The 22402-nt window shown below is 31.8% G+C and carries 10 protein-coding genes and 1 riboswitch; all 10 genes read left to right on the forward strand.

Features of this window, described 5'->3' with window-relative positions:
• The first annotated feature begins 252 nt into the window (after positions 1-252).
• The 10 genes from ABMA45_RS00690 to ABMA45_RS00735 all read left to right on the forward strand — a co-directional run bounded on the left by ABMA45_RS00690 (position 253) and on the right by ABMA45_RS00735 (position 22376).
• Positions 253-771 (forward strand): GNAT family N-acetyltransferase, encoded by a 519-nt coding sequence (locus tag ABMA45_RS00690; RefSeq protein WP_022087960.1) that lies wholly within the window; start codon positions 253-255, stop codon positions 769-771.
• Between the two features lie 195 nt (positions 772-966).
• A complete protein-coding gene (locus ABMA45_RS00695) occupies positions 967-1443 on the forward strand; it encodes a GNAT family N-acetyltransferase (protein WP_346432189.1) in 477 nt (158 codons plus the stop codon).
• Between the two features lie 406 nt (positions 1444-1849).
• Entirely contained in the window at positions 1850-3745 is a 1896-nt protein-coding gene (locus tag ABMA45_RS00700; RefSeq protein ID WP_022087962.1) for an ABC transporter ATP-binding protein, read from the forward strand.
• A 1-nt stretch (position 3746) separates the two neighbouring features.
• Entirely contained in the window at positions 3747-5582 is a 1836-nt protein-coding gene (locus ABMA45_RS00705; RefSeq protein WP_022087963.1) for an ABC transporter ATP-binding protein, read from the forward strand.
• 199 nt (positions 5583-5781) lie between these two features.
• Positions 5782-5968, forward strand: a riboswitch (cobalamin riboswitch).
• A 67-nt stretch (positions 5969-6035) separates the two neighbouring features.
• On the forward strand, positions 6036-8021 hold the full coding sequence (locus ABMA45_RS00710) for a DUF4430 domain-containing protein (RefSeq protein ID WP_022087964.1): 1986 nt from the start codon (positions 6036-6038) through the stop codon (positions 8019-8021).
• A gap of 32 nt (positions 8022-8053) precedes the next feature.
• Positions 8054-8977 (forward strand): AAA family ATPase, encoded by a 924-nt coding sequence (locus ABMA45_RS00715; RefSeq protein ID WP_022087965.1) that lies wholly within the window; start codon positions 8054-8056, stop codon positions 8975-8977.
• Positions 8970-10073: a DUF58 domain-containing protein gene (locus ABMA45_RS00720; RefSeq protein ID WP_022087966.1), complete on the forward strand. Its 1104-nt coding sequence runs from the start codon at positions 8970-8972 to the stop codon at positions 10071-10073. The genes ABMA45_RS00715 and ABMA45_RS00720 overlap by 8 nt, the downstream gene beginning before the upstream one ends.
• Entirely contained in the window at positions 10070-12196 is a 2127-nt protein-coding gene (locus ABMA45_RS00725; RefSeq protein ID WP_022087967.1) for a transglutaminase-like domain-containing protein, read from the forward strand. Before ABMA45_RS00720 ends, ABMA45_RS00725 begins: the two co-directional genes overlap by 4 nt.
• An 84-nt stretch (positions 12197-12280) precedes the next feature.
• Entirely contained in the window at positions 12281-16531 is a 4251-nt protein-coding gene (locus ABMA45_RS00730) for a cadherin-like beta sandwich domain-containing protein (RefSeq protein WP_022087968.1), read from the forward strand.
• A gap of 397 nt (positions 16532-16928) precedes the next feature.
• On the forward strand, positions 16929-22376 hold the full coding sequence (locus tag ABMA45_RS00735) for a carboxypeptidase-like regulatory domain-containing protein (protein ID WP_022087969.1): 5448 nt from the start codon (positions 16929-16931) through the stop codon (positions 22374-22376).
• The last annotated feature ends 26 nt before the right edge of the window (positions 22377-22402 follow it).

The raw sequence follows: 22402 nt of genomic DNA on the forward strand, positions 1-22402 counted from the left end.
TATTAAAAGATATGAAATACTATCCATACGATTTGGTACATTACAAATAGGAAAATCTATAATGAGAAGATTGGTAAAGAAATAATTAATTTAATAATCAAAATAGGGGGAATACCAAGATGAAAAATGGAATTTAGAAGATGAAGATGATATAATGTGAGAAAATAAATTTGATATACAAAGCGGAATTGGTGCATTATAGAGGAGATATATAAATTCTAATAACAAAGGATTAGTGACGGAGGTATTATTGTGAAACTTAAGTTAGTAAAAGCAACAAATAAATATCGTAATCAAATCGTAGATATGTTGGATGAGTGGAATAATACTGGCGAAGAAATTATACCTTGTGTAATTGGTCGTTTAGATTATAGTGATTTTGATTACTATTGTAACAATCTGGAAGTAAAAGACACGAGTGAGGGCTTAGTTCCTGATTCTACGTTTTTTTGCTTAGATGAAGAACGAAACATTGTTGTAGGTGCTGTAAATATTAGACATTATTTAAACGAAGAGTTGTTATTAAATGGTGGACACATAGGAGATGGTGTTCGTCCATCAGAGAGAAGAAAAGGGATTGCAACAAAAATGATATCGTTGGCTTTGGACGAGTGTAGAAAGCTAGGAATAAATAAAGTTCTGATGGTTTGTGATAAAGGAAATATCGGTTCGGCTAAAAGTATTGAAAACAATGGAGGAATACTAGAAAACGAAGTTGTAGTTGATGGTGTTATGGAACAAAGATTTTGGATTGATTTGAATAAAATGTAAGTTGTAGAATTAGTGTAAAAGAGGCTATAGACTTTGCAAAAGAATGTATCATGTCAAAACAAAATATACCCAGAAACCATATCATTAGAAGACGGATTGAGAGATAGTGTTAAATGGTATTTGGAACATAGTACAGAGGTTAATAAGAAACCTTATTTTAAATATATAGATAAAAATTTGTAGAGATAAAGAAATTTGAAAAAGGATTATGGTGAAAAAATGAAAAATTACACGTATATTTCTTTAAGAGAAAAGCCAGAACTAAAAAATTGTGCAGCCGAATGGTTTCACAGTAAATGGGGAGTTCCAACAGAAGCTTATCTTGAATGTATGGAAGCTTATCTGAATAAGAAAACAGAATATGGTTGGTATATTTGCTTGGATGAAAATAAAATTGTAGGTGGGCTGGGAGTAATCGAGAACGATTTCCATGCTCGAAAAGATCTCACTCCGAATGTTTGTGCAGTCTACACAGAAGAGGAATATAGATGTCAGGGCATCTCAGGACATCTGCTTAATATGGTTGTAGAAGATTTAAAATCAAAAAACATAACACCTGTCTATTTGATTACAGACCATACCAGTTTCTATGAAAGATACGGTTGGGAATTTTTGTGCATGGTACAGGGAGATGGAGAACCCAATATGACCAGAATGTATATCCACCAATAGCTTTCAGTTTATCATACAAATGCTTTTGTGTTGCACGCAGTCATTTATAATTTCAACGTTGAAAAAGATGCCTATTTGTCTGAAAAGTTAACTATTGAGAGTAAAAAGTTGTCTTTTCAAAATATAAAGTTTGCTATTGAGAGTCAGAATTATAATGAACCAACGAAAAAACATATTAAAAATATATGAAGAAATTGAAACTAATCGGATATTTGGTGCTCCTGAGATAGAGAGTATTGAAATGTTCAACTTCAACGGCTAAGAATGTTATGAAAAAATTAAAAGAAATAGGTTTTGTTAAAGAAGTTAAAGGAAAAGGAAAGTATACTTTTATTTCTGATTTTATTTATGTGAAAATGAAAGTCGCAAAATTAAATTAGATGTAACATTAGTAAAGAGGAGACATATGAAAAAACAGAAGGAATATAACTTTTTAAATAATTTTATTTATGCCCTAAATATTGAGAGAAAGAGCAATTTAAAATTGCTGGCAATTACATTAATTAAGCCTATAGGAGACATAGTGGGAACTTTGTTAAATTCATATGCTCCTAAATATGTGCTGTCATTTATTGAGGATGATTTGCCATTTAACACAATAATTATGTATACAGTAATTATTTGCTTAATAATGATGATTTTAGATGTTATCAGCACTACATGTTACAACAGTTTCGAGTTTGAATATCGAAAGACAGAAGGCTATGTTGAAAAGAAGAGAATGGACAAGTTATTTCATACTGACTTTAAAAACATGGAATCACCGGATTTTCTTGATTATGCCCAAAGAGCAAAAACAGCATTGAACAGAGGCAAAGGATTTCATGGAGTTTTATACCAAAGTAGAAATTTTATTGCCCAGGGAACATTAATGATTTTGTCAGCGGCATTAATAGGAATCCAAAATCTATTAATGATGATAATTTTCATTGTAATATCTTTTGGAATAGTAAAGATTTCATCTTTCTTTACAAAAAGAGATAAGATCAAGTTTTCAGATGCAATGGCACCAACATGGCGTAAAATGAATTACTTAGAGTCAACTACAAAGAATTTTGATTTTGCAAAAGATATCAGACTTTTTAATATGTCAAATGCATTTTTCAATCAGTTATCAGGTGTAAATGAAACATACAAAGAATTAAACAGGAAGCATCACAACAGAATGGTTTTGTGGGAAGTAAGCCTTGGATCAGTATTGATTGTTCAGAAGATTCTTATGTACACATGGCTTGTTTACAATGTTGTTACAGGTGCGTATCAGATATCAGATTTTGTTCTTTATGTTGGACTTGTATCTACATTCCATGCGTCAGTAGGATATGTTAACTGGATTTATTCAGATATGAGAACTAATAGTCTTATGATTAATGATTACAGAAACTTTGTTGACTGGAAGGAAGACAGGGAAACAGCAGATGAAAAAGATGGTCACATTACAGAAATAAATCTTGATAAGTTTGAATTTAGATTTGAAAATGTAAGCTTTAAGTATCCGGGACACGATAATTATGTCTTAAAGAATGTTAATCTAACCATTAAGAATGGAGCGAAACTTGCGGTAGTTGGCGTTAACGGTGCCGGAAAAACTACTTTCATAAAACTTATGATGAAGTTGTACGAACCAAGTGAAGGAAGAATCCTTTTAAATGATGTTGACATAAAAGAATACAACAGGGAAGAATATTTTAAACTGTTTTCACCTGTATTCCAAAATGTGGAATGTTTTGCAATGCCAATCTATCAGAATATTTCATTTGCAGAGGAAGACAAAACTGATATGAATAAGATAAATGAGGTGCTGGAGCAAAGTGGTTTAAGTGAAAAAATCAATTCATACGAAAAGGGCATACATACTAATTTATTAAAAATTTTTGATAAAGAAGGAATTGATTTGTCAGGAGGGGAAAAACAGCGACTTGCCATGGCAAGGGCTTTGTATAAAGATGGAAAAGTTGTTATTTTGGACGAACCTACAGCAGCACTTGATGCGTTGGCAGAGGACAGAATGTATCGTGAATTTGAAAATATGATTTATGGAAAAACAGCAGTTTTTATTTCACACAGACTTGGAAGTACAAGGTTCTGCGACAAGATTGCAATGTTTGAAGATGGAACAATTGTTGAGGAAGGAACTCACGAAGAACTAATGGCTAAGAATGGAAAATATGCTTATATGTTTGGCATTCAGTCACAATATTATGATGAAAAACAAAAAAACAGCGATAATGTGGAAGATGCTGATTTAGAAATCAATGAAGGTGTAGAAGCATTAAAAGTTGAAATGGAGGGAGGACAGTAGTATGAAAAATAATAAAGATAATATCCGTTGCTTTAAGTTTTTTGGAAAATTTGCGTGGCAGAATGACAAGAAATATTATGCTTTTCTTATTTTAAACATAATTGTAAATTCACTGTCTCCCTTTGTAACAATTCTTGGAACCCAGTATCTTATTGATGAAATTGCAGATGAATCTAAGAGAAATATGTTTTGGATTGTGTTTTGGGTAGCTTTTATTTGTATTGGAAGTTTTATTTGTTCAAACCTTAAGAAGTGGACAGGAGAAAACATATCAAGAATTGGCGAAAAGTTTGACAGAATATTTAAAACCAATTTATGTATGAACTGCATTAAAATGAAGTTTAAAAATACAGAGGACACAGATGTTTTAGATATTATTAAAAATGCGGAAAGAGCATTAAATGAAACAGGACAGGTTAATGGTCTTATTACAGCACTGGCAAACATTATCACTAAGTTCTTTGTAGCACTTGGAGTTGTGGTTCTTGTTTGTACAAGAATTCCTTGGTTAATGATTCCTGTAATTATTTCTTTTGCGGTAAACTCTTATACCACATCGAAAGTAAACAAGGGCAGACGTAAGTTCTTCAAAGAAATGAGCAATGTGGAAAGAGGCAGTACATATTTTAATACTGAATTGCAGGAAAGCAGATATGCAAAGGACATTCGTCTTTATGACGCGTCAGAAATATTTGAAAAGAAATATGACGGCTATGTGGACAGAATATATGATACAAGTAAAAAATATTTCATGGGATTCTTGAAATATTGGAATGTAAATAATATATTTTATTCTGTAAGTGATATGACCATTTATATATTGCTGGTGGTAAATATTTTTAACAAAACCATTTCCATTGGCGAGTTTTCAAGTTTATTTCAGGCTACAGGCGAGTTTGCAAGTGCAATTAGAAACATAGTTAATTCATATCTTGAAATGAATTATACATCTTCAGTTTTAAAGTTCTATATTGATTTTGTTGAAAGTGTAGCTGTTGAAGACAATGAATTTGATAGTTCAGCAGCGGAAAACGGATTGTCAGACAATATAACTTTAGAAGAAATAGAAAATATTTTGACAGACTTTAATAAGTGTGAAATTGAATTTAAGGATGTAAGTTTTAAATATCCAAACACAGAAAAATATATTCTTAAAAACGTGTCAGTAACAATTAAGTCAGGAGAACATGTTGCCATTGTAGGACAAAATGGTGCCGGGAAGACTACCTTCATAAAGTTAATATGCCATTTGTACGACAATTACGAAGGAAAAATATTAATAAACGGCAAGGAAGCCGGAGAGTACAGCTTTAGGGAATATATAAGATTGTTGTCTGTAGTATTTCAAGATTTCAGACTTTTTGCTTTTACAATAAAGGAAAATGTAACAGTTTTTCAGGACAAAAAAGTTGACTTAGAAGAAATATACAAGATTGCAGGAATTGAGGATTGGATTACCGGCCTAGAAGAAAAAGATTCCACACATATTTATAAAATGTTTGTGGAAAACGGCGTTGAACCATCAGGCGGTCAGGCTCAGAAACTTGCTATTGCAAGAGCATTGTATAAGAATGCACCTATAGTTGTTCTTGACGAACCTACGGCAGCACTTGATCCTATTTCTGAATACGAAGTTTACAAGAACTTTGACAAACTGGTTCATGGGAAAACAGCAATTTACATTTCTCACAGACTATCATCATGCAGATTCTGCGATAGAATAATAGTCTTGGAGAATGGTTTAGTAGTTGAAGAGGGAAGCCATGAGGAATTAATGGAAAACGAAAAAGGTTTATACTTTAATATGTACAATGTTCAAGCACGACACTATAGTTAATAATTTAGACCATTTGAAGGAGTTGAGGTAAAGTATAAACAATTATGTATATGTGTATAAAGCAAACTACAAAGGTTCAATTATAGACTATACGGTATATTAAGAGTAAAAGAGTGACCAAAATAGTCACTCTTTTGCTAATTAACAATACAAAAGAATTGCATTATATAAATAATAATGCTATCATTAATACGATTTAAATTTCATATCAGTATATGGTTTGACAGAATTATATTCGTGTCGATTAATAGGGAATTCGGTTAGAACCCGAAGCAGTCACCACTACTGTAATGCAGACGAGAAAGCAATATGTCACTGGGAAACCGGGAAGGCGCTTTTAAGGATGAAGCTGAGTCAGGAGACCTGCCATATATGCGGTTTAAATATATTTTCCGGGTGAGGAGGATGTGTTTTTTTGTTGCCATTTTTTAAAAATGAAAATTAGGAGAGGCTATGGTGAAAAATAATAAACGGATTATTAATAGAATAATTGTAATACTAACAGCCGTGGCTTTAATAATAGGAACATGGGGGATTTTATATCACAAAGGCGATGCACCTGTAAATCCAATGAATAATGAGGCAAAGGCATCTAAAGTGTATGAAAATGATGATTTGCAGGTAGATGAATTTAATGACTATTCTAATTTGCAAAATGCGGATAGTGAGGAGAATAATGAAAATAAAAATAATGACAACAGCGAAGAGACTAATAACGAAACAAATGGCAATGGAAATGTAAGTCTGAAAGGCACTTCTAACAAATCAGGAAATGGAAAAGAATCCGCAGGTGAAGGAAAATCAGGTAAAAGCAAGGGTAAATCTTTTGCTAATAAGGTTAATCAAAAAACAGAAACCCTATATTTTACAACTTCAATTATAGATGGAGAAACAATTTCTACATATGAATATGCATTTACGATTACACATTTAGTTGAAAGTCTTACGGTAGAACAACAGTTAGTGTATGTGAATGATGAGCAGATAAATAATTTTGATGGCAGAGTTATTCTTAAGGAAGGAACCAATACTATAGAAATAGTGGTTAATTATAGAAGAGATGACGGCCGTGAAATTATTGCAAAGAAAAAATATACGGTAAATGTAGATACAGGCAATTTGTTTATATCAACAGATTTGAAGGACCAGACTGTAAACAATCCGTTTTTCAAATTTAATTTGCAGGCAAAAATGGGTGAAAATGATGCAGATGTAAAGGTATCGTTAAATGGTAAAAATATAACGGGAAAAGATGGCAAATATTCTGTAATTTTAAAAAAAGGAAAAAACACAATAGTCGCAAAAGCTGAATATGATAAATATTCGATTACAAAAAAGTATGAAATAACTCTTGAATATGAGGATGGTTTTGGAATTGAAACCGATTTGGAAAATAAAACAGTTAATGTAGAAAATATTGAATTTCAGGCAGTTATAAGAAATGGAACAGATAAGGCGAAATTATCTGTAATTGTTAATGGGAACATAATTGCAGGAAATGAAGGAACGTATAATGCTGGTCTAAAAATTGGCAACAACACTATAAGGCTTAAGGCAACAGATTCAGGAAACGTATCTTTAAATGAAACTTATACAGTTAAATATGTTCCATTAGCTACAAAAGATACTGAACCGGTTATTTCATATATAAATGTTACTGATGGAATGGAGATAAAAGGCGAAAGTTTTACTTTATACATCGGAGCGATGGATTATAAGAAGAACAAAATTTATTATGACGGAATTGAAGTTAAATTAAATGGAAAGAAAATTCAGTACAGATGGTCTGCTAATTATGTTGGATATTTGCTTAATTTGCAAAATGGAGACAATAGCCTTGAAGTTAAGATAACAGACAGCGATGGAAGGTATAAGGAATATAGTTACAAATTAAAATGTACATATATAGATGAAGGAACCGTTATTGGTACGGCAACAGTAAGCATCGATGCGAAGGTTATTCATTTAGGAGTCCTATTAAGACCTAAAACAGTAGATATTTATTATGGAGATAACGCAGCAGATATATTTGAACGTGCTATAGAGAAAAGCGGATTCTCATATACAAACAGCGGAACAGTGGATAAAGGATTTTATCTTGAAACTATATCAAGACCGGGAATTTTAAGAGGCTGGATGATTGATGATAAATTAAAAGATGAAATCATTGAGGATGGACTTCAGTTTAATATAGACCCTTCAACCGGAGAGTACATATATGACATGGATAGCTTAGGACAACTTGATTTCTGTCAGGGTTCAGGTTGGGCGTATAGTGTTAATGATGAATATAAAGAATACGGAATGTCGGAATATAAGCCAAAAGATGGTGATGATATAAAGATTAGATACACTTTGGCATATGGAAAGGATATTGGAGGATATAATCCGTCAAGCGGTTCTTATGGTATCAAAGATAAATATAGTGTTACATATTAAACGACTAGGCTTTCAAAAGAAAGGTATTAAAGATGAATAAAAAAATAGAAGATATTGTTTCAGAAGTTAAAAAGGTTGTAATAGGTAAAGATGAAATCATAGAAAAAGTATTAATGGCGATATTAGCCGGAGGACATATTTTATTAGAAGATGTGCCGGGAGTAGGAAAAACTACATTGGCATTAACTTTTAGTAAAGTATTAGGACTTGATTATAAGAGAATGCAGTTTACACCCGATAGTGTACCATCAGATATAACAGGATTTTCGGTATATAACAAAAATAGTGGCGAATTTCAATATATGGAAGGGTGTGCAATGACAAATCTATTGCTTGCAGATGAAATTAACAGAGCTTCAAGCAAAACCCAATCTGCGTTACTTGAAGTAATGGAAGAAGGAAAGATAACGGTAGATGGAGTTACAAGAACAGTGGAAAAACCATTTGTTGTAATTGCAACTCAAAATCCTACAGGATGGATTGGAACACAAAGTCTTCCAAATTCTCAGTTAGACAGATTTATGATTAGACTTAATATGGGATATCCGGATATGAATAATCTGATAGAAATTATGAAAGACAGACATCATGAGAATCCGTTAGACAAAGTAAAGCATGTTATTAATAAAAATGAATTAATAAACCTGCAGGAATTGGCGGGGAATATTTATGTGTCAGATGAAATTTATGAATATATAAGTAAGCTTGTAGAAAAAACGAGAGAACATGAACTCATAAAATTAGGAATCAGCCCTAGAGGAGCATTGGCAATTTGCAAAATGGCGAAGGCAAAAGCGATGCTTGGTGGAAGAGATTATGTAGTGCCACAGGATGTTCAATATATTTTTAAAGATGTATGCAGTCACCGTATAATCGTGGAATCAAGGTCAATGATTAATGAAGTAAACACTGACGAAATAATGAAAGAAATAATAGAAAGTGTAGAAAATGAATAGAAAGAGCTTAGGATTTTTTTTACTGCTGTTATTATTTCTGATATCAGCAGTAGTGTGGCGGCAGAAATTATTTTTAATAATTCCTATAATTATGATTTTGACAGGAATACTTACATTTGCCTATGCAAAATTAGCAACTACGAATTTAAATGCAGAGCTTAAATTCACAAATGTAGTGGATAAGGGCAAAAATGTTACAGGAAAAATAATAGTAAACAATAAATACCCTGTTCCATTAAATGAGATGGTTCTTAATTTTGAAATAAAGAACATACTTACAGGCGAGACAAAGAAAGTTAAAGAGAATTTGTTCCTTGGTATAACAAAGAAAAGTGAAATGCCACTTGAACTTGAATCTAAATATTGTGGATGCATAAAGGTAGAACTGAAAAATATCGAGATATTTGATATTTGGGGAATAGCGTCTATTAATAAAAATTTTAATGAAAGTCAGCAGATATATGTTATACCATATACCATTACACAGGACATTGAACTTGGAAATTCGAATGCAAAGGAAGCGTCAGATACATGGCAATTTATGGAGAATGTAGCAGGAGTTTCAGGAGAGGTATTTGATATTAAGGAATATCAGATTGGAGATAACATTAAAAATATCCATTGGAAATTAACAGGTAAATATGAAAATCCAATGGTTAAAAAAATGGCTAAAGAGGCAGAAGATTCAATCATATTAATTTTTGACAACCGATTTGAAAATTCCAAATATGAAATGGCGGATGCTTTAGCAGAAATGTTCATATCATTAAGTAGGAATCTTTTTAACGAAAATATTCCTCATACTATAGGATGGTGGCAGGAAGATAAAGAAAAATATATTTCATATAACATAAGAAGTGAACAGGATTTAGTAAGCAGATTACCTAAAGTATTAGCAGCAGGAAAATGCTTAAACAAGACATCAGAATATGAGAATTATATAGCAAAAATGTCATTTGAAAAAGCACATACGGTTATTGTGGCAGAAACAAAATCTGATGTACATAATATAGCGGCAAAAGGCGTTACGTGGCTTACTGTAGATGATGAATTAAATTCGCACAACTTAAAACAAAGAAGGGCAATTAAAATATGAAAAATCAAAATACTGTTGATTTAAGAAAACTGAATAAAGAAGATAAAAAATCAACAGATATTTTGATGACTTTGATTATGGAATTAATTGTTCTGGTTGGAATAACAGGGTTTGTATTTAAAGTGACAGAGTTTAGGATAACGGCATTTGGATTAAATATGAAAGTTATTTTAAATGATATTTCTGATTTAATCGGAAAAAAATATGGAATGATTACTCAAAAGTACATATTAAATCCTGACTTTAAAATGGATTTGCTTTTAATAGGACTATTAGCTTTAATTGCAATTGTTTTATATATTGCAATTAAATATGAAAATCAGGCAGTATTTGCAATTGGAATAATAGTCACAGTAGTTATTCAGGGAATGTTTGGTGGAAAAAAAAGTTGCCTTATGGCAGCAGTTTTAATATTTGCAAATATAATTTGCCTAAATAAAAAAAGATTAAGCAGTGCATTTGAACAAAATAATAAAAGTAAAGTATTAATAGTCTTTTCAATGCTTGTTATTAGCATTTTATGTGTTCCAATATCATATGAGACTAATACAGATAAGATGTTGGAGAACTTAAACCAAAATATAAATCATAAAACAGATGATTTGAGATATTTAAAGAAAAATAAGATTGCATTGAAAGTAAAAATGTCAAAGCCACAGTCTTATTATTTGAAAGGCTTAGTGGCAGGAGATTTTTCACAAAACGGTTGGAAGGAAACAGATAAAAAGAAACTGTACAAGTATGCAGATTTATTCTTCTGGTTACATAAAGAAAATTTTTATGGGCAGACACAATTGTTTAATGCAAAAAGCGAGGGCAATAGTGAAATTGATATAAACAAGATGACTATTAATGTTTTAGGGGCATCTTCTAAATACATTTATTCACCATATGAATATGTTTCAGATAATGATGGGTTAACAGATAAAGATGAAATAGGAGATGAAAAGCTTCTGTCAAAAGGCTTATATGGCACAAGAAAATATGAACTTGATGTGTCAGATAACATAGTGACTAATTATTCAGATATTGTGGAAAATCTTAAAAATAATGGAGATAAGCCGACAAAGTATTTAAAAAACGAAAATTACTATAATGAATTTGTATATAAAACATATTTGGATTTGACAGTAAAGCAAAAGGAAATACTTGGTACATATTTGAAAAAGGATAATGATAATCATGATTCATACAGTTACGCGAAATCAGAGATACTAAATTATTTAAATAAAAATATTAAATATAGTAAAAAGTTTCAGGGGATAAATGATTATGGAAATTTTTTAAATGAATTTATGGAAGTTAGCAAATCAGGAAATGATAAAGATTATGCTACGGCAACAGTTTTAATGTTCAGATACTTTGGAATACCGGCAAGGTATGTTGAAGGATATCTTATTACGCAGGATGATGTGAAAGATGCTGATGATAACAGCACTATTAACATACCTAAGAATAATTTTCATTGTTGGGCAGAATATTATCAGGATGGTGTTGGATGGATTCCATTTGAAACTATTAAATCATATATGGATTTGATGGGAACGAATGACAGCTTTACATCGGGCTTGGAGAATGAAACAAATGATAACAGGCAGATTAGTCAGGAAATAGACAGAGATAATTATAATGGTGAAGAACCTGAAAAAGAAAAAAAGGATGATAATGATAAAAATGAATCTGAATTAAATTACCTGATATGGATTATTTGCAGTTTATTAGCAATTGTAATTATTGCGGCTGCTGTATATGAAGTAAGATTGTATTTTATCAGAAAAAATATAAAACAGGATAACAACAATGCCAATGCAAATAAGGCAATAATGAGTTTATTTTCATATCTTATGAATGCATACTTTATCATTGATAAAACAAATAGATTTAAGAATTTAGAAAAATATGAAGAATTTCTAAAGGCTTATGAGAGTGAGTGTGAAGAAGGATATTTGGAAATGATGACATTATATCAAAAGGCAAGATATAGCAATCAGACCTGTACTAAAGAGCAGGTAAATCAAATGAAATATTACTGTGAAAATGTTAGAAAAGATATTTTCCTGAAACTTAGCAAATGGCAGAAATTCAAATGGAAATTTGTTTATAAATATGGAAGCCTTAAATAATGTTTAAATGCAAAATAAGAGAAATATAAGATAGTAGCAAATAGTTTATGAAAAAACATATAAAGTAAAATGAGTGAGAATGAAATGAAAAAAAGAATTTATGGATTGATTTTAAGTTTAATAATTGTAATAACCACATGTTTTGCTAATTGTGGAAGTCTAATTACTGTATATGGAGAAACAGAAGAGAAAGGTACCGTTACAGTTTATTTTACATTGAGTGAAGATGGAAAATTTGTAACGGGAAATGATGATAATGAAACTGTTTTGTGCCATATTCCTGTGACTATAAGTTATTTTGACTTAGCTGAATATGGTATGGAGGATTACTACAGATATGAAGCAGATTCATTTGAAGAAGGTGGAAGATACAATAGTGATAAAATTGTAGAAAGACCGACATTACTTCATCTTTTCATTAAAATGCTTGAAAAGTATTATCTTAGAAAAGGAGAAAAATTTGTAGTAAATGACAGATTACAGGATGCAATGAGTATTTCCGGTTCTGCAACAAGTTTATATATGACAAGATTTTGGGGACATGATGAAAACTTAATGTATTATGTTAATCACGAATATCCGCTTCAGGCAGCAGGATGGGGGTCAACATCTGACTATATTTTACTTGAAGATGGAATGGAAATCGATGTGGCAATGTTTTCTGATTGGGATTTCTATCACACGGGTGCATTTTCATTTTTTACAAGTGAAAGCACAAAGTGTACAAATTCCGGAATTTTTGACATACATACAAATGAAAACATAACTTTGACAATGAGGGGAACTGCAACAAATGCAGCAAATGATGGTAATTCATCTTTCGTAGGTGAAGCGATGCCCGGTGAAAAAGTAGTGTACTGTAATGCTTTGCAGGCGGTGTCGGATTATAACAATGATAATTGGAAAGAATTAAGTCAGGAAACTGACGATAATGGACAGATAACATTAACATTTGACAAACCCGGAACTTATTATGTTTCATCAACATCAACTTATGAAAATTATAAATTGAGTTCAGGAAATGCATGCGTTGCACCACCAATTGCAGTAATCAATGTTTCCGGAGAAAACGTATCAGAAGAAACAACAGAAAATCATCCCGGAGAATATGACGGCAGATTAATAAAAAACATTGAAATAAGTAATGGCATTTCAGATAATTCGAAATCTTATAAGTTTGATGCACCATTTGATGCAAATACAAAAGAATATACAATTACGGTTCCCGATTATGAAGATTCAGTATGCGTAAAGGTGGGATTAGAAGAAAGTGTACCTGATGGAACAGAAATTAAAGCTAACTATACGGATACAAATGGTGAAAGCAAAGAAATAACTATCAGTGGAAATGATGAACTGGGAAAGAAACTGGGAAAAATCATTGAAAAAGGAACTGTTGATAATAAATTTGTATTAACAGCAGCTTATAACAAAGTTGTAGAAAAATACACATTCAATATAAAAAGACAGACAACATTAAAAGGTATTACATTTGCAAATGAAAAAACAGGCAGAAATATTTCCATACAACCTGAATTCAACAGGGATACTTACGAATATGAAATAAGCATTCCGAAAAATTTGGAAAAGATAGAAACACAGATAGTTCCATATGATGAAAATTACAACATATATGTAAATGACGAACCTGTTGATGGAAACAGTAAGATTGATATTAGCACAGAAATAGATGGAATAAAGATTAGTGCTAAAAAAGATGAGTGCAGTTATTCGACTTACATAATTAAAATTGCAAAAACAAATCTTGCTAATACAGATTTTAAATTAACGAACGGAAGTATTATTCAGATAAAAAATAGTGATGGAGAAATTATAGCAGGTAAAAATGTTGTTGATACGCAGTTTACGGCAGAAAACTTGCTTGAAGGTGAAAAATATACTTATGTCGTTACTAAATACGGATATAAATCTGTAAGTGGAAGCTTTGTTGCAGGAGCAAATACTAATATAGATGCAACACTAAAAGAAGCTGATGTTAATAATGCAATAAATAAAGGAATTACTTCTATATGGAGTAATTTCAGAGGCAATGATGAAAATAATGGTGTGACAAAAGCATTAACACCTACTGACTATACAAATTCTATGCTCTATTGGGCAGAAAAAGTTGGTACGGGATTTGGAAGCGGGGCGCCAAGTTCGCCGATTCTTGTTGGAGATGATTTGGTATATACTACAGCGACATCGATTGTAAAGGTAGATACCATAACAGGAAAAGTAATTAAAAGTGGAAACATGATAAGAACCTCAGCTTTTAATATTACACCTCCAACATATGCAGACGGAATGATATTTGTTGCACTTGCAAGTGGAGCAATACAGGCATTTAATGCAGATACATTAGAATCCTTATGGGTTTATGAAGACCCATTATATGGTCAGCCAAATTCACCGATTACCTATCACAACGGATATATTTATACAGGATTTTGGAATGGTGAGACAGGAAATGCAAATTATGTTTGTTTGTCAGTTACAGATGAAGATGTAAATGACAAAACAGAAAAAAAGACAGCGAGCTGGACATATACATCAAAAGGTGGATTTTATTGGGCAGGAAGTTATGTATGTGACAAATATCTTGTAGTAGGAACAGATGATGGAGCGAAAGCGGATGAAGAAGGTAAAGGTTCATTGATAGTTCTTGATTCGTTAACAGGCAATCTTATATCAAGATATGATGATGTAAGAGGCGATATTAGATGTAGTGTTAGTTTTGATAAAGAAACAGAAAGATTTTATTTCACATCAAAAGGTGGAGACTTCTGTTCAGCAAAAATTTCTGCAGACGGAATAATTGAAGAAGTAAAAAAACTGGATATAGGAAGCTCTAGTACTTCAACTCCGGTTATTTGCAATAAAAGGGCTTATATTGGAGTTAAGGGAAAAGAACAGTTCGGAGTTAATTCAGGTCATCATATTGCGGTTATAAATTTGGAGGATATGAGTATTGCTTATACCTTAAGTACACGAGGATATCCTCAGACAAGTGGACTTGCAACAACAGGATATGAAGATAAAGACGGATATACATATGTGTATTTTATAGATAACTATGAGCCTGGAAAAATAAGAGTGCTTAAAGATAAACCTGGACAGACTGAAGCAATAATAACAAGAGATAGTGAGTACGAGGACGAAAATGATTATAACGTTTTGTTTTCACCAAAAGGTGCTCAGGCAAATTATGCAATCTGCAGTTTGATTTCGGATGATTATGGAACAATGTATTTTAAAAACGACTCAGCATACATGATGGCACTTGGAAGCAAAATAACAAAAATACAGGTAACAAAACAGCCGGATAAACTTGAATATAAAGCAGGCGAAAAATTTGACCCTAGCGGAATGGAAGTTACAGCTTTTTATTCAAATGGAAAAACAAGAAATGTTACTAAATATGTAACTGTTGATGATAGAGCACTGACGTCAGTGATGTCTGATGTGGAAGTTTCATTTAATTATGTACTTTATAATGATGAACTTTCTACTTACGGCAAATTTGATCCATTAATAGATACTGTAAACATTACCGTTACAGACAAAGAAGGTGAAGAAAAAGCAGCAGATGTCGTAAATAAAATAAACGGTATAGGTGATGTTATAACTCTTGATTCAAAGCAGGCAATAATTGATGCAAGAAATGCATATGACCAGCTTGATAGTTCACTTGAAAAATTTGTAACTAACTACCAAAAGTTAATTGATGCTGAAAATGTATTCAGAAGAATTGCAAAAGAATATTTGGATTCAAATTCACTTGGATTTACCGGAAACAATAAAGGATTCCAGAAAATAAACTTAAGTTGGAATAACTTAAGTTATGCAGACGGATACCTGCTTTATAAGTTAGATAATAAAACAGGGGAATATAAGGAAATTGCAAACTTTAAAGAAACAGGATACGAAGATACACAGGCAATAGTTGGTAGTACATATCAATATAAAATTATTCCTTTTATCAGAATTTCAAATAAGGCAGATGGGGTAATTTTAGGAAATGAATCCATTGTACAGACAAAATCAGAACTTGAAAAAGCAAACGGACTTAAGGTAAAAAAACAGGGCAAAAAATACTTAAAAATAAAATGGAACAGAAATAAAAACTTTAGTGGATATGTTGTCTACAGAAAAGAAGGAAAGAGTAAAAAATTCAAAATAATAAAAACAATAACTTCGAATAAGAAGACAACATATATAGACAGAAAAGTAAAAAGAAACAAAAAGTATTATTACAAAATCAGAGGTTTCAGAACAGTAGACAAAAAGAAGATATACGGAAAATATTCAGCCGTAAAATCTATAAAACGTTAAATTATACATAAGTAGCCATAACTGCAGATTACACGTGCATGGAACTTGCAGCTATGGCGAAGATGTATAAAAGTATAACTTTTGGTTTAAATTGTGAAATTTGCCATAGTTAATGAAATAAAAATTACCATTACTGATACAAAGTTATTTATTTATCGTTGCTAATGTTTGAGCCATTAGGCGAGTTTTACTTTTTTATTTACAATAAACGGTGCAGCAAAATAAGAAAAACAACGTGTTTGATATATATAATTATGTTTCGGCAAAAAAGTAAAAACAGAGCAGGCGATAAATAAAATATGGATGATGTTTAAGCCATCAGGCGAGTTTTACTTTCATTAATTATGGCAAGTCTCACAGCAAAAATATGGGACTAAAAAAACAAAGGAGAGAAGAGATGAAACAAGTGGGAAAGAAAATTTTTGCATTTTTATTGGCAATAACAATGATTGCCGGTATGACACTTGACAATGTCACAATTGCAAGAGCAGAAGAAAAAGCACCATGCATTACATTAAGCGATGGTGTAAAGGAAGAAGTGAATGAGACAACTTATATCTATAATGGATATAAGCCATATTTAGGGGACAAATTCACTGACAGCGAAAAACATGGAATGCTTTATTATGTAAGCAGAAGTGTTTACGATGAAGAAAGTGAAACATGGTCAGAACCTTCAAAATATGAAGAAATCACTATCGGATTCGCAAGTAGTCTTCCGGAATATGCAGTTACAGAAAGCACTCCGGGAAAATATAAGTATAGTTGGAAAGCTTATTGTAAAACAACAGGATTACTTTCAGAGGCAACTTATACAGTTAATTTAACAGTACAGGATCCGGAAGAAACAACATATGATATGACATTTTATGTTGGAAGAGACAATGCAGGAGCAAATAAGAATCCTGAAATTAAATTATACAAAACATTAGGACAGAATGATGAAACAGGTTACGATGAATTTGATGAATCAGATGAAATTGAACTTGAAGGAGGAAATATTGATTCAAGTGGACAGTATAGAGTATATACAGCTTCATTAAATGGTGGAACATATTCATACAGAGCATTTGGATATGATGAAAGTACACAAGAGTATACAAATCCATTAGGCGGTATGTGCGTTAACGTTCCAATGTCATCTAATGTAACTCAGTCAGGATATGATTCAAAATCAGTATATATCAGATGTACAAATGTAAGTTCAAGAACAAAGTATGACGGAAATAATTATTTAACAGCGGACCAGTATACTACAGAAGTTGTTTGCCCTTATTATAGTTGTACAGCTACACCTGGTACACCATATGTAAATGCAGGCATTACATACTATCCATATATGCTTGTAGCTCAGGGAAATGCATGCCTTTACAATTATTTTGCATATCCAAATAAAGACATAGCAGAAGAATATGATCTTACTTATGGATATGGAATTAACGGTACAGTACAAAAAGGTTATTCAACATTTTCATGGTCACCTTCAGTTGTTTCAAGAATTACATCAGCTATTACAGTACCTGATGAAGCGAAAGCACAGGTATATTTCCAGATGAACAACTTTAGGGATAAAGAAATTGAAAGTTATAAGCAAAAAACTAATTCAGATGGAACAGTAACATGGTATTTCTATGTTCCAAAGTCAAATGGAAATTATTCATATCGTGTATCTAAAGATGGATATGTAACTAAGGCAGGATATATGAGCCTTGGAAGCGAACAATCAGCAACATTTTCAGTTGATTTGGATAGAAAAGATGTTACAAGTCATGATTTCAGTGGCTTAGACAGCAGAGTATTAACAAGAGATGAAGCAAACTTAATTATGAATGTAAGTGATAAGAATGTTAAGAACATTGACGTTGATGAAACATTTAGACTCAGAGCTTACAGAGTATGGGAAATTATTAATAGTGATGCAGGAAATATAATGATTGAACCTGATTTTAATTATGAAATTTTATCAGGTGCAGATAATATTGATATAGAAGAAGTAGAAGATAATAGAACTAACGGAAAAGGAAACTGGTTAGATATTAAAGGTGTTAAAGCAGGAACAGCCGTAATTGCAGTTACCTATAATGCTATAGATGTTGATGGTACATCAAGCGGAGGATTTTACCCTGCAATATCTCCAAAGAGAACAGGTATAGCAATAATCCATGTCGGAAATGAAAAATCAGACATTTCTGATATAGGAGTAAAAAATGTAAATGGAAAAGACTGGTGCTGGAATTATGACACATTCTTCTTTAATGGAAAAGAAGGAAGTATGAACATTGCACCATATGCTTCAAGTGGAATTGATAAAGTTGAAGTTATTCCGGTAAAAACAACAGATGACTTACATAGTAGTTTTGAAGATGGAACAGCAGTTGAATCAAATGAAAATGGAACATATGATGTAAACCTTAAAGAAGGAAATAACATTATAAAAGTTACATCAAAGAATGGTTCTGTAGGATATCAGGTTGTAAGAGCTGCTAAAGTTCAGATGAATTATGAAAACATGTCAAATCCCGGAGAAAAAATTATGCCGGGAGATAAGGTTAAAATAATATTTGACGGGCTTTACAGATCGATTCCAAAGGTTTCAGGTATTTTCAATCCGGTAGTATTACAGATAGTAGGAAATACACCGGATGGTACTAAGTTAACAGGTCAGATTTCACAGTATCAGGTTGCTGATAGTGGTTCATTAGAAGTTACAATACCTTCTGATTTAACATTTGAAGATGGACAGGAACAGACAGATTATACAATTTCAAACGGATACATTAACTTACAGTCAATGTACAGCTATGCAGATGCATGGAAGTATATGTATACATTAACAGATGCAGGTGTTGGAACATGCTTTAACGCAGTAATTGTTACAGGACAGCATTCAACAATTTCAGATTTCTCTATTCCTGTAAATAGAAAGGTAACTTATGGAGTTAATGTTAATGTAACAGATGAACAGGGAAATGAAATTAAAGACTATGACTTATCTGTAGTAAATAAAAATACAAACGAAACAGTTGAAGATTTCAGTGCTCTTGGATATGCAAAATATAGTTACAGCATTAGTGCACCGGGATATGTAGCAAAATATGGAACATTTACTTTAGGTTCAAAGACAGAGGTAACTGACGGGAAAACAACAATAACTATTGTGTTAAAGAAAGCTGATGAAAATGCATGGGATGGAAAAACATTCACAGAACCACAGATGGATGAAGAAGGTACATATTTAATTGGAACAGGTTCAGAACTTGCATGGTTTGCTAATGAAGTAAATTCATCAACAGCAAAGACAACATCAGCATTAAATGCAAAATTAACAAAGGATATTGATCTTGCAGGATACAATTTCCCACAGATTAGTTATTATACTTCAAGTTCTGCATATGTATATTACGGTGGAACATTTGATGGTGATAATCATAAGATATACAACTTAAGAATTGATAAAACAGCAATTAATGCATCAACAGTTTATGGTGGATTATTTGCATATACAAATGGTGCAAAATTAAAAAATCTTACAGTAGAAGGTGATGTTGCAATTACAGCTCTATCTACAATGAGTGTAATAAACGCAAATACAGGTGGTATTGTAGGATATGCTTCAAATACAGAAATTAATAATGTAACAGCAGATGTAAATGTTGAAATTAAAGACTACGTAAAAGGAAACTGGAGTTACATTGGTGGTATTTGTGGATATACAAAAGGAACAGTAATTAAAAACTCAAAGAACAAAGGAACTATTTCAGGAAACAGATACACAGGTGGTATTGTAGGTAATACAAATGGCACAGTTGAAAATTGTGTAAATGAAGGAAATGTTATTTCAACAGCAGGTTATGCAGGTGGAATCGCAAGTGAAATTACAACAAGTGCAGTTGTTAAAAATTGTATCAATACAGCAAATATTGAAAGCAAAACAGGTTTAATGATTGGTGGAATTGTTGGTTATGCAAATGGTTCTGTAGATTCATCAGTAAATAACTGTATCTCTCTTGGAACAGTTTCAAGTGCTGCAACAGGTGATACATTAGGCTCAATAATTGGTTCAATAACAAGAGGAAAAGTAACAAACTGTTACGGTGTTTCAAAAGATAAAGTTGTATGCGGTAAAGTAAATGCTACATATGCAACAGTAACAGATAGCTATGCATCAGATGATTGCAATGAAGTACTTTACAAATATGCAACAGGAAAAGAGTTAAATGATTGTAGCGAAGATGCTAAAAATGAAATTGTAGAAATTACTTCTAAGTATGCACAGTTACTTATGGATAACAGTAAGACTACAGAAGAAAAAATAAATGCAATTTCAGATATTTCTAATGAAAACTTTGATAAGTGCATATTAGAAAATGAAAATGTAAATGTTACGGTAAATGCTCAGGCTAATAACAAATTTATCGTAGCTTCAAAGACAGTAGAAGTTAATGGATATTTAGCTGAAAGATATGGCTATACAGATGCAGTAAAAGATGGAGTATCAGCTCTCGATGTTCTCGTTGCAGCACATGAATATGTATACGGAGATAAATTCACAACTTCAACAGCAAAAGATTACATTGATTTTAGTACAAGCCAGTATGGTACATTTGTTTCAAAGACATTTGGAAAAGATGCTTCAACATTTATGTATTCAATTAATGGAAAATATCCACATAATGATGAATTAGTAAATGGATATTACACAGGATATACAGTAGACCAGGCTAAAACAGCAGACAATGATGTAGTTGATTTCTATTTCCTTCAGGATGCAGGATATTCAGATGATTTATCAACAATTAAGCTTGATACAGACAGCACAACAACAGATAAAACATTTAATGTATCAGTAAGCGGATATAATTATGCATGGTATGGTGCATGTGAACAGTCAGTCATTGATGCAAGTACACATGCTGTTAAAGGTGCAAAGATTGGAATTGTTGATGTTAAAACAGGTGAAGTTACACCAATCGATGGAGCAGTTACTGACGAAAATGGTAATGCAACAGTAAACATTGATAAGGCAGGAAAATATATTGTTACAGCATATGTTGATGATAAAGACAACACTCCAATATTAATGCAGCAGGCAACAATTAATGTAGAGTGGGCAAAACCATTAGAAGTAAAAGGTGTTGCAATTGCAAAACAGAATAAAAATGAAGTATCAGTTATGTGGCAGCAGAGCTTAGAACAGATAAGATTAGGACAGATTTACAATGTATATGTTGATGGAGAGTTATACAACAAATATCCTGCAGCAACAACTGTAACATATACATTTGACAAAACAGGAAAGCATACAATTAAGATTACTTCAGAACTTAATGGATTTGAAACAGAAGGTTACACAGTTGAAGTTGAAATTGAAGAGGAAACAACAGAGGAATCTACTGTAGAAACAACAACAGAGGTTGTGGAAAGTACAACAGACGAGACAACAACAAAAAAAGTTATGGAAAGTACAACTGCTAAAGACATAACAAATGTTTCTACTACAGCAAGTCAGACAACAGAAACTGTAACTACAACAACAAATGCTACAACAAAAGCAGTTAAGACTGTAAAAATTAAAAAGGCAGTAAAGAAAAAATCAGCTAAGAAAGTAGCAATTAAGTTAAGAAAAGTTAAGAAAGCAAAAGGCTATGAAGTTTTAGTTGCTAGAAATAACAAATTTGCCGGAAAGAAAGTTATTAAGATAACTTCTAAGAAAGTTAATGTAGTTGTAAGAAAGCTTAAACCAAATAAAACTTACTATGTTAAAGTAAGAGCATATGAAGTTATTAATGGTAAAAAAGTATATGGCAACTGGAGCAAAATAAAGAAGATAAAAAACAAAAAATAAAACAAGTTATAAAATAAAGAAATAAA

The sequence above is a fragment of the Eubacterium sp. CAG:156 genome (genome assembly GCF_000434315.1).
GTDB classification, from domain to species: Bacteria; Bacillota; Clostridia; order Lachnospirales; family Lachnospiraceae; genus Eubacterium_U; species Eubacterium_U album.

Coding starts and splice junctions, on each gene's coding strand:
- ABMA45_RS00700 (WP_022087962.1), top strand. CDS start 1,850: ATGAAAAAACAGAAGGAATATAACTTTTTAAATAATTTTATTTATGCC.
- ABMA45_RS00705 (WP_022087963.1), top strand. CDS start 3,747: ATGAAAAATAATAAAGATAATATCCGTTGCTTTAAGTTTTTTGGAAAA.
- ABMA45_RS00710 (WP_022087964.1), top strand. CDS start 6,036: ATGGTGAAAAATAATAAACGGATTATTAATAGAATAATTGTAATACTA.
- ABMA45_RS00715 (WP_022087965.1), top strand. CDS start 8,054: ATGAATAAAAAAATAGAAGATATTGTTTCAGAAGTTAAAAAGGTTGTA.
- ABMA45_RS00720 (WP_022087966.1), top strand. CDS start 8,970: ATGAATAGAAAGAGCTTAGGATTTTTTTTACTGCTGTTATTATTTCTG.
- ABMA45_RS00725 (WP_022087967.1), top strand. CDS start 10,070: ATGAAAAATCAAAATACTGTTGATTTAAGAAAACTGAATAAAGAAGAT.
- ABMA45_RS00730 (WP_022087968.1), top strand. CDS start 12,281: ATGAAAAAAAGAATTTATGGATTGATTTTAAGTTTAATAATTGTAATA.
- ABMA45_RS00735 (WP_022087969.1), top strand. CDS start 16,929: ATGAAACAAGTGGGAAAGAAAATTTTTGCATTTTTATTGGCAATAACA.